The organism is Niveibacterium sp. COAC-50, from assembly GCF_013184235.1.
Taxonomy (GTDB): domain Bacteria; phylum Pseudomonadota; class Gammaproteobacteria; order Burkholderiales; family Rhodocyclaceae; genus Niveibacterium; species Niveibacterium microcysteis.
In genome coordinates this window covers 964,988-981,573 of record NZ_JABCJM010000001.1, presented here as the reverse complement: position 1 = coordinate 981,573, position 16,586 = coordinate 964,988, and the positions used below count along the sequence as shown (strand labels likewise).

The following is a 16,586-nucleotide window of genomic DNA, read 5'->3' as shown; positions in this document are numbered from 1 at the left end:
GGCCCGCCACACTGCAATGACGCGGCGGACGTTACCGGGCTGCCGACTTGAGCGCTTGTTGCCAGGCGCCCGAAACTTTCCTGCTGGCGGCACAAAAGAAAACGGCATCCAGGCCAAGGCCCGAATGCCGTTTTCTTGCATGCAGAGCGCCCGGCAAGCCGGGCGCTTCAGCAATCAGTGCTGATGACCACCTGCGCCGTGCACATGACCATGCGAAATCTCTTCCGCCGTCGCCATACGCACTTCCGCCACCGTCACGTCGAACACCAACGCGGTGCCAGCGAGCGGGTGATTGCCATCCACCACGACCTTGCCCTCGGCGATATCGGTCACGCGGAAAAGCATGTCCTCTTCACCGTCTTCACCGACGCGCTCGAACGCCATGCCGATCTCGATGTTGTCCGGGAACAGGTCGGCCGGCTCGATCATGACCAGGCTTTCGTCGTAATCGCCAAACGCATCTTCCGGCTGAAGCTTGACGACGATCTTCTCGCCAACCGACTTGCCGTGCAGCGCCTCTTCCAGGTGCGGGAAGATGGCGTCGTAGCCACCATGCAGATAGACCAGCGGGTTCTTGCCGTCGTCGATCATGTTGCCGTCCGGGTCATGAACGGTGTAGTTCAGGGTCACGACGGCGTTCTTTACGATTTCCATTAGTTGTTCCTTGCTATTTCTTTAACGAGCTTGAGTACTTCGGCTGCGTGCCCACGTAGCTGAACGTCATCAATGAGGTGACGCACAACACCGGCGCGATCGATCAGGATGGTTGTGCGGCGCACGGTATCGCGCTCACAGCCCTCACGTCGGTGCAGCACCCCATAGAGTCGGCACACTTCCAGGTCGGGATCGGACAGCAGGCGGATCGAAATCCCATGCTCATCGCGAAACGCGGCGTGCGTCAGGCAATCGTCCGGGCTGATCCCGATGACGGCCGCCCCTTCACGGATGAAGTCGTCTTCGTGGTCGCTGAATTCAATCGCCTGCCGCGTACAGGCAGGTGTTCCATCACGAGGGTAGAAGCACAGCACGACCACGCCACGCTGCGTCGCATCACGCAGGTCGAAAGTCTCCATGTCCGCATCGGGCAGCACAAAGTGCGGCGCGACGCAGCCCGGAGCCAATGCTGTGCCTCCCGGGTGTGGGCCGGATTCTACCGGAAGTCGATCTGCCCCGACGCCGCACTCCATGCCGCACCTCCTGCGCCATGCGCCCGCAAGTCCACTAGGATTAGATCAAGCCACGCTGCACCACAAGCATCCGACATCAGGAGGTCTCATGGTTCGCACGTCCCGCGCAATGCAACTGCAACACCCGAATCAAGCGCTCGTCGAAATCGAACGCGCTGTGCCGCAGCCAGCATACGGCCAACTGCTCCTTCGCGTCGAAGCCTGTGGCGTTTGTCGCACAGATCTCCACTTGGTCGACGGCGAACTGCCGCAAGCGCACACGCCCATCGTACCGGGACACGAGATCGTCGCGCGAGTGGAGGCTGTCGGGGCAGGCGTTGGCGGCTTCAGTCGCGGCCAGCGCGTTGGCGTGCCCTGGCTTGGCTGGACATGTGGCCGATGCGCGTATTGCGTGAGCGGCCGCGAGAACCTGTGCGATCAGGCGCGCTTCACCGGATGCCAGATCGACGGCGGTTATGCGGAACACTGCGTCGCCGACGCGCGATACTGTTTCGCGCTGCCGGATGGCGACGACGCCGCCTCCTTGGCGCCGCAGCTATGTGCAGGCCTGATCGGCTACCGCGCGCTCAGCATGGCCGGCAGCGGCACACGAATCGGGCTCTACGGATTCGGTGCGGCGGCCCACATCGTCGCCCAGGTGGCACGCCAGCAAGGCCGTGAGGTGTATGCATTCACCCGGCCGGACGATCACGAAAGCCAACAATTCGCGCGTTCGCTCGGTGCGGTGTGGGCGGGCAATTCGGACGTTGCCGCGCCCGAGCAACTCGACGCGGCGCTGATCTTCGCTCCGGTCGGCACGCTGGTGCCCAAGGCACTCGCAGCGCTTCGCAAAGGCGGTGTGGTGGTCTGTGCCGGCATCCACATGAGCGACATTCCGGGCTTTCCCTACGCAGCGCTTTGGGGCGAACGTCAGATCCGCTCCGTCGCCAACCTCACCCGTCAGGATGGCACCGCATTCCTTGAACTCATGCGCCAGCATCCGGTACATACCGAGGTCACACGCTTTCCGCTTGCACGCGCAAACCACGCCCTCGCACAGCTACGCAACGGCAAGCTGCAGGGCGCAGCCGTCCTGATCCCCTGAGCTCGCTTGCGCAACAGCTGTTTCTGTACAAAAATACAGTCATGACGCACGCATCCGACCTTACCCCTCGCCAGGCCGAAATCCTCGACCTGATTCGGCGCACCGTTAGAACAGAGGGCCGCCCTCCGACACGGATCGAGATCTGTGAGGCTTTCGGCTTCCGCTCGCCCAATGCTGCGGAAGAACACCTGAAAGCGCTGGTCAGAAAAGGCGCGATCGCGATGGAAGAAGGGCGAGCACGGGGTATCCGCCTGCTTGAAGAAACGGGCCTGCCGGTGGTGGGCCGTGTCGCCGCGGGCAGCCCGATTCTTGCCAGCGAAAACCTCGAGCAGCGCCTTGATGTGGATCCCGCGATGTTTGCACCTGCGGCCGACTATCTGCTGCGGGTCAAGGGGCTATCGATGCGCGATGCAGGCATTCTTGATGGCGATCTGATCGCGGTTCATCGCACGCCTGAGGCCCGCAATGGCCAGATCGTGGTTGCACGGCTCGGCGACGACGTCACCGTGAAACGGCTCGAGCGTCGCGGCAGCAGTATCCGCCTGCTGGCCGAGAACCCGGACTTCGCGCCAATCGAACCCCACCCTGACGAGTTTCAGTTGGAAGGCATTGTCGTTGGCCTGATTCGCAACGGCTTCCATTGATCAGCACCGTGCCCAGCCCTTTGCCCCTGAGCGATGGCGAGCGTTTGCTTGCCCGCAGCCGCCGTTTTTTCTTGCTGACTCTGGTCTTGGCGATCCCGACCGCACTGCTCGGTTGGCAGCTCTTGCCAACCTGGTCCCACATCGCAGCGCTTGAAGGCGCTGCGTTCCTTGCGGCAGCCACCGCATTCGGGCTCGGCCTCATCGCGCTACCGCTCGGCACTATCGCCAGCCTCGTTGCGGCGCTTTTCCTGCGCACCGAGAGCAATATCCGCCCCGGACGGCAAAGCCGCGCCAACGCGGCCGACTTGGTCTGTACGATCGGCGCCGTCATGACCAGCCTGCTCCCGGCCAGCTGGCCCGCCTCAAAAGCCTTGCGGGCCCTCCTCACCGGCGGGATTACGATCCGCCAGCCGATCGAACATCATTTCAGCATCAGCAGCGACCCCCTCGCCTTCTGGGAGAACGTCACCTTCTGGTTGCTGGCTGCCGCTGCCCTAGCGGGTCTGGCTGCCTACTTCTGGCGCTCACGTTGGCTTGCATATCGGACGCGCGTCACTATAGAGCCGGCCGCAGCACAGGCACTCAACCAACAAATTAAGCCCGAAGGCGCTCCGAGATAGGTGTGGTCAGCCCGGCGCCGTGGCGTTCAGCAGCAAATTGCGCGGCGTCAGCATGCGGTCACAGAAAGCGTCAATCGACACACGGAACCCGGCGTCGATCAGGGGCGTCGCAAGGTCGCAGACCAGCCACAACTCCATCACCCGTCGAAACGCGAGGCGGACGGCCGATCGCCGCATCATCACGTCGAATCGACGCTGGCCTTCTTTGAGCAGTCCAGACAATGCCGACGACGGCGGACTCGCTAGCCCCTCCCGATCGCAGATGCGCGCCATGAATTCGGAAAAAGGCTGAAGCATCCAGGCCGACGGCACCGGTTTGAACGTTCGATAGCCGCCGCCCGAGGCCTCGCGCCATGCCACAAAGGCGAGCTTCCATTGCGCAGCGCGATCCCGCTCTCGGACGTTGCGGTCCGGCGCTGTAACGGTCTCGGTCACCGCGAGGTGGAGTTCATCGCGAGACACCCGCAACCGGGAGTCGGAAGAAAACGGGCGGTATTCGGTCTCTCGTAAGCGGTAGTAGCAACACGGAGCTATCGCCACCCCCGCTGCGCCGCCCCCCGCCGCCGCACTGACCAGGTCGCGATGCAGGTCGCCACAGGCATGCAGCGCCATCACGTAACGCCCAGCCACCATCGCCGCGGCTTCTGGCCTTAGCGCGTCACCCACCACAAAGGTCTGCCCTGCAGCCCTGGCGCGCTCGGCCAATCGTTCTCCCGCGTGACACAGCGCCGGATCGATCTCAAGCGACGTTACGTCCACACCACGGGTCATCGCGACAAGACGCCCGAGGTGCCCCTTGCCCGCACACCATTCGAGTACGGCCGCCGGCGGCTTACCAACCGCACTCGCGAACGCCTCGATCTGCGCCAGCTTTCGCCCGGGCACACCCCATGCGGAACGAGCCTCAACATTGCCGCCAACTCGGGCAAGCGCTGCCACATGAATCAGACCCGAGCGATAGCCGGGAATCGCCACACGATCCGAGAGCCATTGAACCAAAGCACTGTTGTTGCCAAGTAGCTGCGCCAGCGCGTCCATGGGCATACACTGAAGCTCGGCATCAAGTTCCGGGAACGCATCCACCCACTGCGGCCGTTCGATGCGAAACGGCATCTCGCGCCAGAGCGGGGCCGCCGCAAGCAGCACGGATTCCAGTTGGATCCGCCTCGCTGTGATCGCCTGATTCGTGAGGGCCTCCGTCATACCTTCCAGCAATTCATATACTTGTATCAATGGCCCTTCATTGCGGCCGTGACAGGGTTAAGGGTTCAGCGCGGACCTCCGATATAATCCCGGGTCCGCAACAAGGAGACTGTATATGGGTTTTCTCGCCGGCAAACGCATCCTCATCTGCGGCCTGCTCAGCAATCGCTCGATTGCTTACGGTATTGCCAAGGCCATGCATCGTGAGGGCGCACACCTTGCCTTCACCTACCAGAACGACCGTTTCCATGAGCGGATCAGCAAGTTCGCGGCAGAGTTCGATTCGGACATGATCTTCCCCTGCGACGTCGCCGACGACGCGCAGATCAGGGACCTGTTCGACGCGATTGCCAAGCGCTGGGACGGCCTGGATAGCCTTGTGCATTCGATCGCGTTCGCGCCCAGCGACGCGCTTGAGGGCGACTTCCTCGACGGCTTCTCGCGCGACGCATTCCGAACCGCCCAGGAAGTCTCCGCATACAGCTTCCCTGCGCTCGCCAAGGCCGCACGCCCACTCATGAAAGGGCGCAACGGCTGCTTGCTGACGATGTCCTATCTGGGCGCGGTTCGCTCCCTGCCGAACTACAACGTTATGGGCCTCGCCAAGGCAAGCCTTGAGGCGTCGGTGCGCTACATGGCAACCTGCGTCGGCCCAGAGGGTACCCGCGTAAACGCCATTTCCGCCGGGCCGATCAAGACCCTTGCTGCATCGGGCATCGGCAATTTCGGCAAACTGTTGGCATTCAACGAACGGAATGCGCCGCTGCGTCGCAATGTCACGATTGAAGAAGTCGGCAACGCCGCCGCCTTCCTGTGCTCGGACCTGGCCTCCGGCATCACAGGCGAGATCATGTATGTCGATGGCGGTTTCAATACCACCGCATTGGCCGCAGCAGAATAGTCGCCAAACAGGTGCCGTCGCGCTGACGGCACCTCACAGGCAAAAAGAAACGGGCCCGATTGGGCCCGTTTCTCTATTCAACGGCAGAAACGCTATCAGTCCTTCGCCTCGAAGGCCTTGGCGCTGAACTTCACCGAATAGCGATCCTTGAGCGCCTGAACGTAGGCACGCAGATCCTCTTCTGCAAGCAGGCGGCCGTACTGACCGGCAAGCGCAGTGCGGCGCGGGTCATTCGCCGCGAGTTGCGGCTTCGTCACCTGGCTGATACGGAACACGGCGAAGCCTTGGTTCGGTACCGCCACGCCCACATAGGCCGGCAATTTGTCGACCGGCGTCCGGAAGACCGCCTTCAGCGCCTCAAGCGGAAGCGGGCCCGGCTTACCACGCGAAACCGCACCACTCGGCCCCCACTTGGCGTCAACCGCCTCGCCCTTGCTGAGCTTTGCGATCTGCGCTTCGCCATCTTTGGCTGCCAGCTTGATTGCTTCCTCTGTGGTCAGCTTCTGTTCAATGGCTGCACGCACCTCTTCGAACGGACGCACTGCCGCCGGCTTGTGCTCAACCACGCGGAGCGACACGAGCGTGTTGTTACCCAAGTCAATGGCTTCCGTATTGCGTCGATTCTTCAAGGCATCCGCTGCGAACAACGCAGCCATGACTTTCTCATTGTCGAACGGCGCAGGTCCCTTGCTACCCTTGATGATCCAGTCACTCTGGTGCAGCGCGAGCTTGTACTTGTCGGCCGCCGGCTTGAGGCTGTCCGGCTGTTCGTACACGGTATTGCCAAAACTGTCGGCGATTTCCGCGTAGCGTTTCGCTGCAGCCGCACGCTTCAGTTCCTGCGCAATCTCGGCCTTGGCCTGATCGAAGGACTTGGTACCGCCACCACGCACTTCTTCCAGACGGATGATGTGATAGCCGTAGTCGGTTTCAACAACGCCGCTCAACTGCCCCGGCTTGAGTGAGTACGCAGCATCTTCAAACGGCTTGACCATCGCGCCTCGGCCGAAGAACCCGAGATCGCCACCATTCGCGGCCGAACCCGGATCCTGCGAGTTGGCTTTTGCAAGCGCGGCGAAGCTATCCGGCTTCTGCTGCAATTGCTTGAGGAGCGCCTCCGCCTTTTCCTTGGCCGCAGCACGCTTGGATGCGCCGGCATCCTTCGCCGCTTCGATCAGAATGTGGCGCGCGCGGCGCTCTTCCGGCGCCGAGTAACGATCCTTGTTGGCATCGTACTGCTTGCGGATTTCGTCATCGCTCACGGTGGCCTGCGCGGCCAACTCGTCTTGCGAGAGGAGCACGTACTCGACCTTGATCTGCTCCGGCGTCTCGAAACGCGAGCGATTGGCCTCGTATTCCTTCTTGGCAGCGCCATCCGCGAGTTTGACCTGCGGAACGTAAGTGGCTGCCGAGAGAGACCACATCGAGACTTCGCGGCTTTCATCCTGAAGCTCAAGCCAACGATCGATCGTCGCCGCCGGTACAATCGCCGACCGGGCAAGGCCGCCAATCAGTTGCTGCTGGGCCAGATCCTGCGCAAGGCCAGACTCGAATCGATCGACCGAGTAACCGCGCGCGGCGAGCATCTGCTCGTAACGCTTCGGCGAAAACTTGCCGTTCTCTTGGAACGCGGGAATGCCTGCGATCGCCTGACGCAAAGCGTCGGGTGCAGCGCGCATCGCATTTGCATCCAGCTGCAAGTGGAGCAGGCGCTGATTGACGAGCCCCTCAACCACCGAGCGCTTCAGCTCAGGGCGCTGCAGCATCGCCGGATCGAAAGCCTCACCCATCTGGCTACGCAGACGGTCCTGCTCTTCGCGCAGCGCCTGATCGAGCTCCTGCTGGGTGACCTTGCTACGGCCAACCTTGGCCACAAAATCATCGCGCCCGATATTCTGCAGATAGGACTCGATGCCGAAAAACGCGAAAGTAATCGCGATGAGCGCCAGGAGCACCTGGACAATGCGCTTATTGTTGCGGACTGCGTCGAACATGCTGCGATCGGGGGACCAAGAAAAGTTATGGATACAAAAAAGGCGAACTCACGTTCGCCTCGATTTGGCGGAGTGGACGGGACTCGAACCCGCGACCCCCGGCGTGACAGGCCGGTATTCTAACCGACTGAACTACCACTCCGCGCCTAGTTGTCCAGCCAAGGGCTGGTGGGTGCTGACGGGCTCGAACCGCCGACATTCGCCTTGTAAGGGCGACGCTCTACCAACTGAGCTAAGCACCCGCTCTGCTGAGCGCCGCCGTAAATCTGCGGCAATCAGTAAAGCGAATTAGTTTACCGCATCCTTGAGCGCTTTGCCAGGGCGGAACTTCGGAACCTTAGCCGCCTTGATCTTGATGGTCGCGCCAGTTCTCGGATTACGCCCGGTACGCGCTGCGCGCTTGCCGACGGAGAACGTACCAAAACCAACCAACGTCACGTCGTTGCCCTTTTTGAGCGACTGCTTGACTGCAGCGATCGTCGCGTCCAGCGCGCGCCCTGCTGCTGCCTTGGAAATTTCGGCCTGCTTTGCGATGACCTCGATCAACTCGGATTTGTTCACAAAAGCCCCCTCAATTCTTCGGTAGTGGGAAATGGGATCCTGCAAGCCAATGCTGGCGCGGGTTTCGGCACCCCACGCATCCACAAGCCTGTCAGGGCTTTATAAACGAGCCGAAAGCACGGTGTCAAGCCGCTTTGCGGCAAGGCTGAGCAGGGTCAGGCGCCAGAAAAACAAAGGACCGGACACTTCAAAAAGTGTCCGGTCCTCTTCTAGTGCCAGCGGCCGGATCAGTGTTTCAAGAGCGCCGCCGACAGCTCACCCTCAGCCTGTGGCGGCGTCGCGGCATCCTCCGTGACAACCTCGTCGATCGGCTCCGGTTTGCGCTCCAGCGCAAGCTCCAGCACCTTATCGATCCACTTCACCGGCACGATTTCCAGGCGGTCGCGAATCTCAGGAGGCAGATCCTGAAGATCCTTGACGTTTTCCTCAGGAATCAGCGCGGTCCGGATACCACCACGAACCGCCGCGAACAGCTTCTCCTTCAGGCCGCCGATTGCCAACACCTCACCACGCAGGGTGATCTCGCCCGTCATCGCGACGTCAGCCCGGACCGGGATGCCGGTCAGCACCGACACCAAGGCGGTGGCAATCGCAATGCCCGCCGACGGGCCATCTTTCGGCGTCGCGCCCTCGGGCAGGTGAATGTGAATATCGCTCTTCTGATAGAAGTCGTCAGCGATGCCAAGCTGTTTGGCGCGCTTTCGCACCACAGACAGCGCAGCCTGAATCGACTCCTGCATCACTTCACCCAGCTTGCCGGTCGTCAGGACCTTGCCCTTGCCCGGCAGGACGACCGACTCAATCGTCAGCAGCTCGCCACCCACTTCGGTCCAGGCAAGACCGGTGACCTGGCCGACCTGATTGTCTTTCTCGGCAACGCCAAACATGTAGCGGCGCACACCGAGGTACTTGTCGAGGTTCTTGGCGTTCACCACGATCTTGCTGCTACGGGCACGAAGCACGATCGACTTGACGACCTTGCGGCAGATCTTCGAGATCTCGCGCTCAAGGCTCCGCACGCCGGCCTCTCGGGTGTAGAAGCGAACGATGTCGCGGATTGCATCCTCGGTTACCGACAACTCTTCGCGCTTGAGCCCGTTGTTCTTCATCTGCTTCGGAAGCAGATAGCGCTGCGCAATGCTCACCTTCTCATCTTCGGTGTAGCCAGACAGCCGGATGATTTCCATGCGATCCAGCAACGGCGCCGGGATGTTCAGGCTGTTTGCCGTCGCAACGAACATGACGTCCGAGAGGTCGTACTCCACCTCGACGTAGTGATCGACGAAGGTGCTGTTCTGCTCCGGATCAAGCACCTCAAGCAGGGCCGAGCTTGGGTCGCCACGGAAATCGGCACCCATCTTGTCCACTTCATCCAGCAGGAACAACGGGTTACGAACCGCAACCTTGGTCATGTTCTGCAGAATTTTGCCCGGCATGGAGCCAATGTAGGTCCGGCGATGGCCACGAATTTCGGCCTCATCGCGCACACCACCCAGACTCATGCGAACGAACTTGCGGTTTGTCGCTTTCGCGATCGATTGACCGAGCGAAGTCTTGCCGACACCCGGAGGGCCGACAAGGCACAGAATCGGCGCCTTCAGTTTGTCGACACGCTGCTGGACAGCAAGGTACTCAAGAATCCGCTCCTTGACCTTCTCGAGGCCATGATGATCCTTGTCGAGGATCTTCTGCGCCTCGGCGAGATCCTTGCTGATGCGTGACTTCTTTTTCCACGGCAGGCCGACGAGCGTCTCGATGAAGTTACGAACGACCGTTGCTTCCGCCGACATCGGCGACATCATCTTGAGCTTCTTGAGCTCGGACTGCGCCTTTGCGGTCGCCTCCTTGCTCATCCCAGACGCCTTGATCTTTTTCTCAAGATCCTCGAGGTCCGCGCCCTCTTCGCCCTCGCCGAGCTCCTTCTGAATCGCCTTAACCTGCTCGTTTAGGTAGTACTCGCGCTGACTCTTCTCCATCTGGCGCTTGACGCGACCACGGATGCGCTTTTCGACCTGCAGGATGTCCAGCTCGGTCTCAAGCTGAGAAAGCAGACGCTCCATCCGTTCGATGACACTGACGAGCTCGAGAATGCTCTGCTTCTGCTCAAGCTTGAGCGGCAAGTGCGCGGCGATGGTGTCAGCAAGGCGGCCCGGTTCGTCGATACCTGACAGCGAAGTCAGGATCTCCGGCGGAATCTTCTTGTTCAGCTTCACGTACTGGTCGAATTGCGCGAGGATCGCGCGGCGCATGGCCTCGACTTCATGGTTCTGAACTTCGTCGCCCTTGAGCGGCACAACCTGTGCAACAAATACCGTGCGCTGGTCTTCGACCGCATTCAGCTGGGCTCGCTGCGTCCCTTCAACCAGCACTTTGACCGTGCCATCGGGCAGCTTGAGCATCTGAAGGATGTTGGCGATACAGCCGATCTCGTAGAGATCCTCGGCGCTCGGCTCATCCTTCGCGGCAGACTTCTGGGCAACAAGCAAAATGCTCTTGCCGGCCTCCATTGCATTTTCAAGCGCCTTGATCGACTTCGGGCGCCCGACGAACAACGGAATAACCATGTGGGGGAACACGACCACATCCCGCAGCGGCAGCAGCGGGAGTTCGATCTGTTCCTGGGGGAGGTCAGGCAAGCTTGACATGTCCGTTTCCTTCTTGGCGAGTACCGGGGATATGGGGATCCCCGGTGCGCGTTTCAAGCCGACCTGTTGAGGGCCGGATCAGTTGGAGCCGGAAACCTTCGGCTGGTCAGCGTAGATGAGAATCGGCTGTCCGGTACCTTCGATCGTGCTGTCGTCGACGACGACCTTGGACACGTTTTCCATACCGGGCAGCTCGTACATGATGTCGAGCAACGTCGCTTCGATGATCGAGCGAAGCCCACGCGCGCCCGTCTTGCGCTTGAGCGCCTTGCGTGCAATCGCTTGCAGCGCGGTCGGCCGCACTTCCAGTTCGACGCCTTCCATCGAGAACAGCTTCTGATATTGCTTGACGAGTGCGTTCTTCGGCTCGACCAGAATCTGGATCAGGGCGGCTTCATCGAGTTCCTGCAAGGTCGCGACGACTGGCAGACGACCGATGAATTCGGGGATAAGACCGTACTTGATCAGATCCTCCGGCTCGACTGCACGCAATGCTTCACCGACGTTGCGGGAGTCCCGGCTCTTCACGGAAGCGCCAAAGCCAATACCCACCGTTTCGGAGCGATTGCGGATGACTTTTTCCAACCCGTCGAACGCACCGCCACAGATGAACAGGATGTTCGTCGTATCGACCTGTACGAAATCCTGGTTCGGATGCTTGCGCCCGCCCTGCGGCGGCACGGCAGCAACCGTACCTTCAATTAGCTTCAACAGCGCCTGCTGCACGCCCTCGCCCGACACATCGCGCGTGATCGACGGGTTGTCCGCCTTACGCGAAATCTTGTCGATTTCGTCGATGTAGACGATGCCCTGCTGCGCCTTCTCGACGTCGTAGTCGCACTTCTGCAGCAGCTTCTGGATGATGTTCTCGACGTCTTCGCCAACGTAACCCGCCTCGGTCAGCGTGGTCGCGTCGGCCATTACGAACGGCACGTTCAGCAGACGTGCCAGGGTTTGGGCGAGCAGAGTCTTGCCGGAGCCGGTCGGGCCGATCAGCAGGATATTGCTCTTCGAGATTTCGACATCATCGCTGCGCGACTGGTGGCGCAGGCGCTTGTAGTGGTTGTAAACGGCAACAGAAAGAATCCGCTTTGCTGGATCCTGCCCGATCACATACTGGTCGAGAATCGCACCGATCTCTTTCGGGGTCGGCAAGTCTGCACGATCGGCCTTGGCCGTGGCATCACCGCCGACTTCATCACGAATGATGTCGTTGCACAGCTCGATGCACTCGTCGCAGATGAACACCGACGGGCCCGCAATCAGCTTGCGGACCTCGTGCTGGCTCTTGCCGCAGAACGAGCAATACAGCAGCTTTTCACCGCCGGTCTTTTTTTCAGCCATGCTCGCGTCTCGCTAAATTACGTCTTCTTTACTCGCCGACCTGAACCCGGCTCGACAACACCTTGTCGACCAAGCCGTAGGTCACGGCGTCCTCGGCCGACATGAAATTGTCGCGATCGGTGTCACGCTCGATCTGCTCGACCGTCTGCCCGGTGTTACGAGCCAGAATGTCATTGAGCTTGGCACGCAGCGAGAGAATCTCGCGCGCGTGGATTTCGATATCGGACGCCTGCCCCTGGAAACCACCCAGCGGCTGATGAATCATGATGCGCGAGTTGGGCAGCGAGATCCGCTTGCCCTTCGCGCCGGCAGCCAGCAGGAACGCGCCCATGCTTGCCGCCTGCCCGACGCACAGCGTACTGACGTCGGGCTTGATGAACTGCATGGTGTCGAAAATCGCCATGCCGGCCGTAACCGACCCCCCGGGGGAGTTGATGTAGAAGTAGATATCCTTGTCCGGATTGTCTGCCTCAAGGAACAGCAACTGGGCGACCACCAGATTGGCGGTCGCGTCATTGACCGGGCCGACGAGGAAGACGATGCGCTCCTTCAGCAGGCGCGAGTAGATGTCGTAGGCACGCTCGCCACGACCGCTCTGCTCGACGACCATCGGCACCAGACCAAGACCCTGGGGTTCCCAGTCCGACTGCCACGAAGCGCTGGTTCGGTTACGGTTCATATAGCCCTTCCGCTTAGCGGCCGGTGTTGTTGCCCATCAGTTCGTCGAAAGCAACCGGAGTGTCCGTCGCTTGCGCCGTCTTGAGCACCCACTCGACCACGTTGTCTTCAATCACGATAGCTTCCGCTTGCGCCAGGCGCTGCGGTTGCGAGTAGTACCACTTCACGACTTCGGCCGGATCCTCGAAGCTCGACGCGTAGTCGTCGACCATCGCGCGGATCTGTTCCGGCTTAGCGTGGAGTTCATTCTTCTTCACGACTTCAGCGAGCACAAGGCCCAGCTTCACGCGACGCACCGCTTGATCGGCAAACCAGGCCGGTTCAATCGGCATTTTCGACACATCCATGCCGCGCTGAGCAAAATCCTGACGCGCGTTGTCAGCCAGTTGCGCGCTCTCGGTCTCGACCAGAGCCTTCGGCACATCGACCGGGTTTGCTTCGAGCAGCAGGTTCATCGCCTGCTCCTTGACGCGCGCCTGGATACGACGACGAACTTCGCGCTCGAGGTTGGCCTTCACTTCTTCACGCATCTTTGCGACGTCGCCGTCGGCCACACCGAGGGTCTTGGCGAATTCGCCGTCAACTTCCGGCAATTTCGGCGCTTCAACCTTCTTCACGGTAACGTCGAACTGCACGGTCTTGCCGGCAAGATCCTGCGCCTGATATTCGGCCGGGAAGGTCAGATCGAAGGTCTTGCTGTCGCCAGCCTTGAGCCCCTTAACCTGCGACTCGAAATCGGCGAGCATGTTCCCGGCGCCGATCACGAACGGGAAATCTTCGGCGGTGCCGCCCTGGAACGGCTCGCCGTCCTTCTTGCCGACGAAGTCGACGGTCACGCGATCACCCTCTTCGGCGGCGCGATCGGCTGCCTCGAAGGTCGTGCGCTGTTTGCGCAGGATCTCGATCGTGCGATCGACTTCAGCCTCGCCGACGGTCAGGACCGGGCGCTCGATCGACTTGCCGCTGATGTCGGCCAGTGCGATTTCCGGATACACCTCGAAGGTCGCCGAGAACTCAAGCACTTCGGCCGCATTGCCCGGCTTCGCTTCGATGCGCGGATAGCCTGCAACGCGCAGGTTCTGCTCGCGCACCTTCTCGCCGAACGCCTTTTCAACCGCGGCGCCGATCGCCTCGGAGCGCGCCTGCGGACCATACGTCTGCGAGACGATCTTGAACGGCACCTTGCCCGGACGGAAACCGGGCATCTTGACAGTGCGGGAGAGCTTCTTCAGGCGCGCTTCGACTTCGCGTTCGACGTCGGCGACAGTCACGGACATGTCGATGCGGCGCTCGAGTGCGCCAAGCGTCACTTCGTTGGTCTGCATTCAGTTGATTCCTTGGATGACGACAGAAGGGCGCCCCGCCACCTATCCGTGGCGTCGCCGGTACGGCGAGACACAGGAGGACAGAGAGCCCGCCAGTAATTTTCGGTGGTTCTCGAAACCTTTAATGCTACCACAGCACGCCGGCTCGACCCGCACCATCCCTACAGGGCCAACGCGCATGGCCAAGCCATTGTTTTCAATGGAGAACTGCGGGCCCCGCAGGACCGCCACCGAAACGCGTCCGGACAACGCACTGGCAACATCGCCACACACCGTCGCAAAAACCGGCTGGCAGATTATTGTTAAGGGAACCAGACTCAATGAACGCCTGTCCTCGCACAGGGGCGTTTTGCGATCACCTCAACTTTTCCGGCAGCAAAACCGTTATTGCAACTCATGTGCGGCGCCAGTCCGATCCCATCGGACGGCATGAGGAGGAGGTTCGGTCATGAGCATCTTCGCAAGCTACCAGGCCCGATTCGACGCCACGAAGGAAGAGGAACTCTCGATCCAGGAGTACCTCGAACTTTGCCGGTCCGATCCACTCGCTTACGCCACCGCGGCCGAACGCATGCTGATGGCGATTGGCGAGCCAGAGATGCTCGATACGCGGCTCGACCCGCGGATGTCGCGGATCTTCTCCAACAAGGTCATCAAGATCTACCCGGCCTTCCGCGAGTTCTACGGCATGGAAGAGGCGATCGAGAACATCGTCTCCTACTTCCGGCACGCGGCGCAGGGCCTCGAAGAGAAGAAGCAGATTCTCTACCTGCTCGGGCCGGTGGGTGGTGGAAAGTCATCGCTGGCCGAACGGCTGAAGACCCTGATCGAGAAGATGCCCTTCTATGCCATCAAGGGTTCGCCGGTGCACGAATCGCCGTTGGGGCTCTTCGATCTCAAGGAGGATGGGCGGATCCTGCAGGACGACTACGGCATCCCTGCCCGCTACCTCAACACGATCATGTCGCCATGGGCGGTCAAGCGCCTGCATGAATTCAACGGCGACATCACGAAGTTCCGCGTCGTGAAGCTGCGCCCGTCCGCGCTGCACCAGACTGCGGTGGCCAAGACGGAGCCGGGCGACGAGAACAACCAGGACATTTCTTCGCTGGTTGGCAAGGTCGACATCCGCATGCTCGACCGCTATTCGCAGAGCGACCCGGATGCCTACTCGTATTCGGGCGGCCTGTGCCTCGCGAACCGTGGCCTGCTTGAATTCGTCGAAATGTTCAAGGCGCCGATCAAGGTGCTGCACCCGCTGCTGACCGCCACGCAAGAAGGCAACTACAAGGGAACGGAAGGATTCGGCGCGATTCCCTTCGACGGCATCATCCTCGCGCACTCGAACGAATCCGAATGGATCCAGTTCCGCAACAACCGCAACAACGAAGCCTTCCTCGACCGCATCTACACGGTGAAGGTGCCCTACTGCCTGCGGGTGTCGGAAGAGATCCGGATCTACGAGAAGCTGTTGCAGAACAGCTCGCTGTCGGCCGCGCCCTGCGCACCGGACACGCTGAAGATGCTCGCCCAGTTCGTTGCGCTGTCGCGCCTGAAAGAGCCGGAGAACTCCAGCATCTATTCGAAGATGCGTGTGTATGACGGCGAAAACCTGAAGGACACCGACCCGAAAGCCAAGTCGTATCAGGAGTACCGCGACTATGCTGGCGTGGATGAGGGGATGGCCGGGCTCTCGACCCGCTTCGCGTTCAAAGTGCTGTCGCGGGTGTTCAACTTCGACCACCGCGAAGTTGCGGCCAATCCGGTGCACCTGATGTACGTGCTGGAACAACAAATCGAGCAGGAGCAGTTCCCGCCTGAGGTCGAGCAGCGCTACAACGCCTTCATCAAGGAGTTCCTCGCGCCCCGCTACGCCGAGTTCATCGGCAAGGAAATCCAGACCGCCTACCTCGAGAGTTACTCGGAGTATGGGCAGAACATCTTTGATCGCTATGTGATCTATGCGGACTTCTGGATCCAGGATCAGGAGTACCGCGATCCGAACACAGGGGAGATCTTCGATCGGTCTGCGCTCAACGATGAGTTGGAGAAGATCGAGAAGCCGGCTGGCATCAGCAATCCGAAGGACTTCCGCAACGAGGTGGTGAACTTCGTGCTGCGGGCGCGCGCCAAGAACAATGGCAAGAACCCGAGCTGGACGTCGTACGAGAAGCTGCGTGCCGTGATCGAGAAGAAGATGTTCTCGAACACCGAGGATTTGCTGCCGGTGATTTCCTTCACGCCCAAGGGCAGCCAGGAGGAACAGAAGAAGCACCAGGACTTCGTCAATCGCATGATCACCAAGGGTTACACCGAGAACCAGGTACGGCTGCTGTGCGACTGGTACTTGCGCGTTCGCAAGTCTTCCTGATCGCCACGTCTTTCTGAACGGTTGCGCCG

The 16,586-nt window shown here is 60.8% G+C and carries 14 protein-coding genes and 2 tRNA genes; 5 read left to right on the top strand and 11 right to left on the bottom strand.

Annotation, left to right across the window (positions count from 1 at the left end; genetic code table 11):
• Positions 1-174: 174 nt before the first annotated feature.
• The gene (locus tag HH302_RS04380) at positions 175-654 is read right to left on the bottom strand and encodes a peptidylprolyl isomerase (protein WP_172198717.1); all 480 of its coding nucleotides are present in this window, start codon (positions 652-654) and stop codon (positions 175-177) included.
• The gene (locus HH302_RS04375; RefSeq protein ID WP_246479624.1) at positions 654-1,073 is read right to left on the bottom strand and encodes a peroxiredoxin; all 420 of its coding nucleotides are present in this window, start codon (positions 1,071-1,073) and stop codon (positions 654-656) included. Before HH302_RS04375 ends, HH302_RS04380 begins: the two co-directional genes overlap by 1 nt.
• Positions 1,074-1,275: 202 nt before the next feature.
• Here HH302_RS04375 and HH302_RS04370 point away from each other — a divergent pair, with 202 nt between their 5' ends.
• The 3 genes from HH302_RS04370 to HH302_RS04360 are packed head-to-tail and all read left to right on the top strand — an operon-like array spanning position 1,276 to position 3,535.
• On the top strand, positions 1,276-2,271 hold the full coding sequence (locus HH302_RS04370) for a zinc-dependent alcohol dehydrogenase family protein (RefSeq protein WP_253945987.1): 996 nt from the start codon (positions 1,276-1,278) through the stop codon (positions 2,269-2,271).
• Positions 2,272-2,312: 41 nt separating this feature from the next.
• Positions 2,313-2,915: a transcriptional repressor LexA gene (gene lexA / locus HH302_RS04365; protein WP_172198710.1), complete on the top strand. Its 603-nt coding sequence runs from the start codon at positions 2,313-2,315 to the stop codon at positions 2,913-2,915.
• Positions 2,912-3,535: a hypothetical protein gene (locus HH302_RS04360; protein ID WP_172198707.1), complete on the top strand. Its 624-nt coding sequence runs from the start codon at positions 2,912-2,914 to the stop codon at positions 3,533-3,535. Before lexA ends, HH302_RS04360 begins: the two co-directional genes overlap by 4 nt.
• Before the next feature lie 6 nt (positions 3,536-3,541).
• Here the strand turns inward: HH302_RS04360 and HH302_RS04355 are convergent, their stop codons facing one another.
• Entirely contained in the window at positions 3,542-4,738 is a 1,197-nt protein-coding gene (locus HH302_RS04355) for a methyltransferase (RefSeq protein ID WP_172198704.1), read from the bottom strand.
• A 115-nt stretch (positions 4,739-4,853) separates the two neighbouring features.
• Here HH302_RS04355 and fabI point away from each other — a divergent pair, with 115 nt between their 5' ends.
• Entirely contained in the window at positions 4,854-5,639 is a 786-nt protein-coding gene (fabI, locus tag HH302_RS04350; protein ID WP_172198701.1) for an enoyl-ACP reductase FabI, read from the top strand.
• A 95-nt stretch (positions 5,640-5,734) separates the two neighbouring features.
• Here the strand turns inward: fabI and HH302_RS04345 are convergent, their stop codons facing one another.
• The 8 genes from HH302_RS04345 to tig form a co-directional block, all read right to left on the bottom strand.
• A complete protein-coding gene (locus HH302_RS04345; protein ID WP_172198697.1) occupies positions 5,735-7,633 on the bottom strand; it encodes a SurA N-terminal domain-containing protein in 1,899 nt (632 codons plus the stop codon).
• A 65-nt stretch (positions 7,634-7,698) separates the two neighbouring features.
• Positions 7,699-7,775 (bottom strand) — tRNA-Asp (locus tag HH302_RS04340).
• Positions 7,776-7,799: 24 nt separating this feature from the next.
• A tRNA-Val gene (locus tag HH302_RS04335) sits at positions 7,800-7,875 on the bottom strand.
• 46 nt (positions 7,876-7,921) lie between these two features.
• The gene (locus HH302_RS04330) at positions 7,922-8,209 is read right to left on the bottom strand and encodes an HU family DNA-binding protein (RefSeq protein ID WP_281391263.1); all 288 of its coding nucleotides are present in this window, start codon (positions 8,207-8,209) and stop codon (positions 7,922-7,924) included.
• Positions 8,210-8,421: 212 nt separating this feature from the next.
• The gene (gene lon, locus HH302_RS04325; protein ID WP_172198694.1) at positions 8,422-10,839 is read right to left on the bottom strand and encodes an endopeptidase La; all 2,418 of its coding nucleotides are present in this window, start codon (positions 10,837-10,839) and stop codon (positions 8,422-8,424) included.
• A gap of 78 nt (positions 10,840-10,917) precedes the next feature.
• Positions 10,918-12,183: an ATP-dependent Clp protease ATP-binding subunit ClpX gene (gene clpX, locus HH302_RS04320; protein WP_172198691.1), complete on the bottom strand. Its 1,266-nt coding sequence runs from the start codon at positions 12,181-12,183 to the stop codon at positions 10,918-10,920.
• Between the two features lie 28 nt (positions 12,184-12,211).
• A complete protein-coding gene (gene clpP / locus HH302_RS04315; protein ID WP_172198688.1) occupies positions 12,212-12,862 on the bottom strand; it encodes an ATP-dependent Clp endopeptidase proteolytic subunit ClpP in 651 nt (216 codons plus the stop codon).
• 13 nt (positions 12,863-12,875) lie between these two features.
• Positions 12,876-14,186, bottom strand: a complete 1,311-nt coding sequence (gene tig / locus HH302_RS04310; protein WP_172198685.1) for a trigger factor — start codon at positions 14,184-14,186, stop codon at positions 12,876-12,878.
• 448 nt (positions 14,187-14,634) lie between these two features.
• Between tig and HH302_RS04305 the strand changes: the two genes are divergently transcribed.
• Positions 14,635-16,557 (top strand): PrkA family serine protein kinase, encoded by a 1,923-nt coding sequence (locus HH302_RS04305; protein WP_172198681.1) that lies wholly within the window; start codon positions 14,635-14,637, stop codon positions 16,555-16,557.
• Positions 16,558-16,586: the final 29 nt, after the last annotated feature.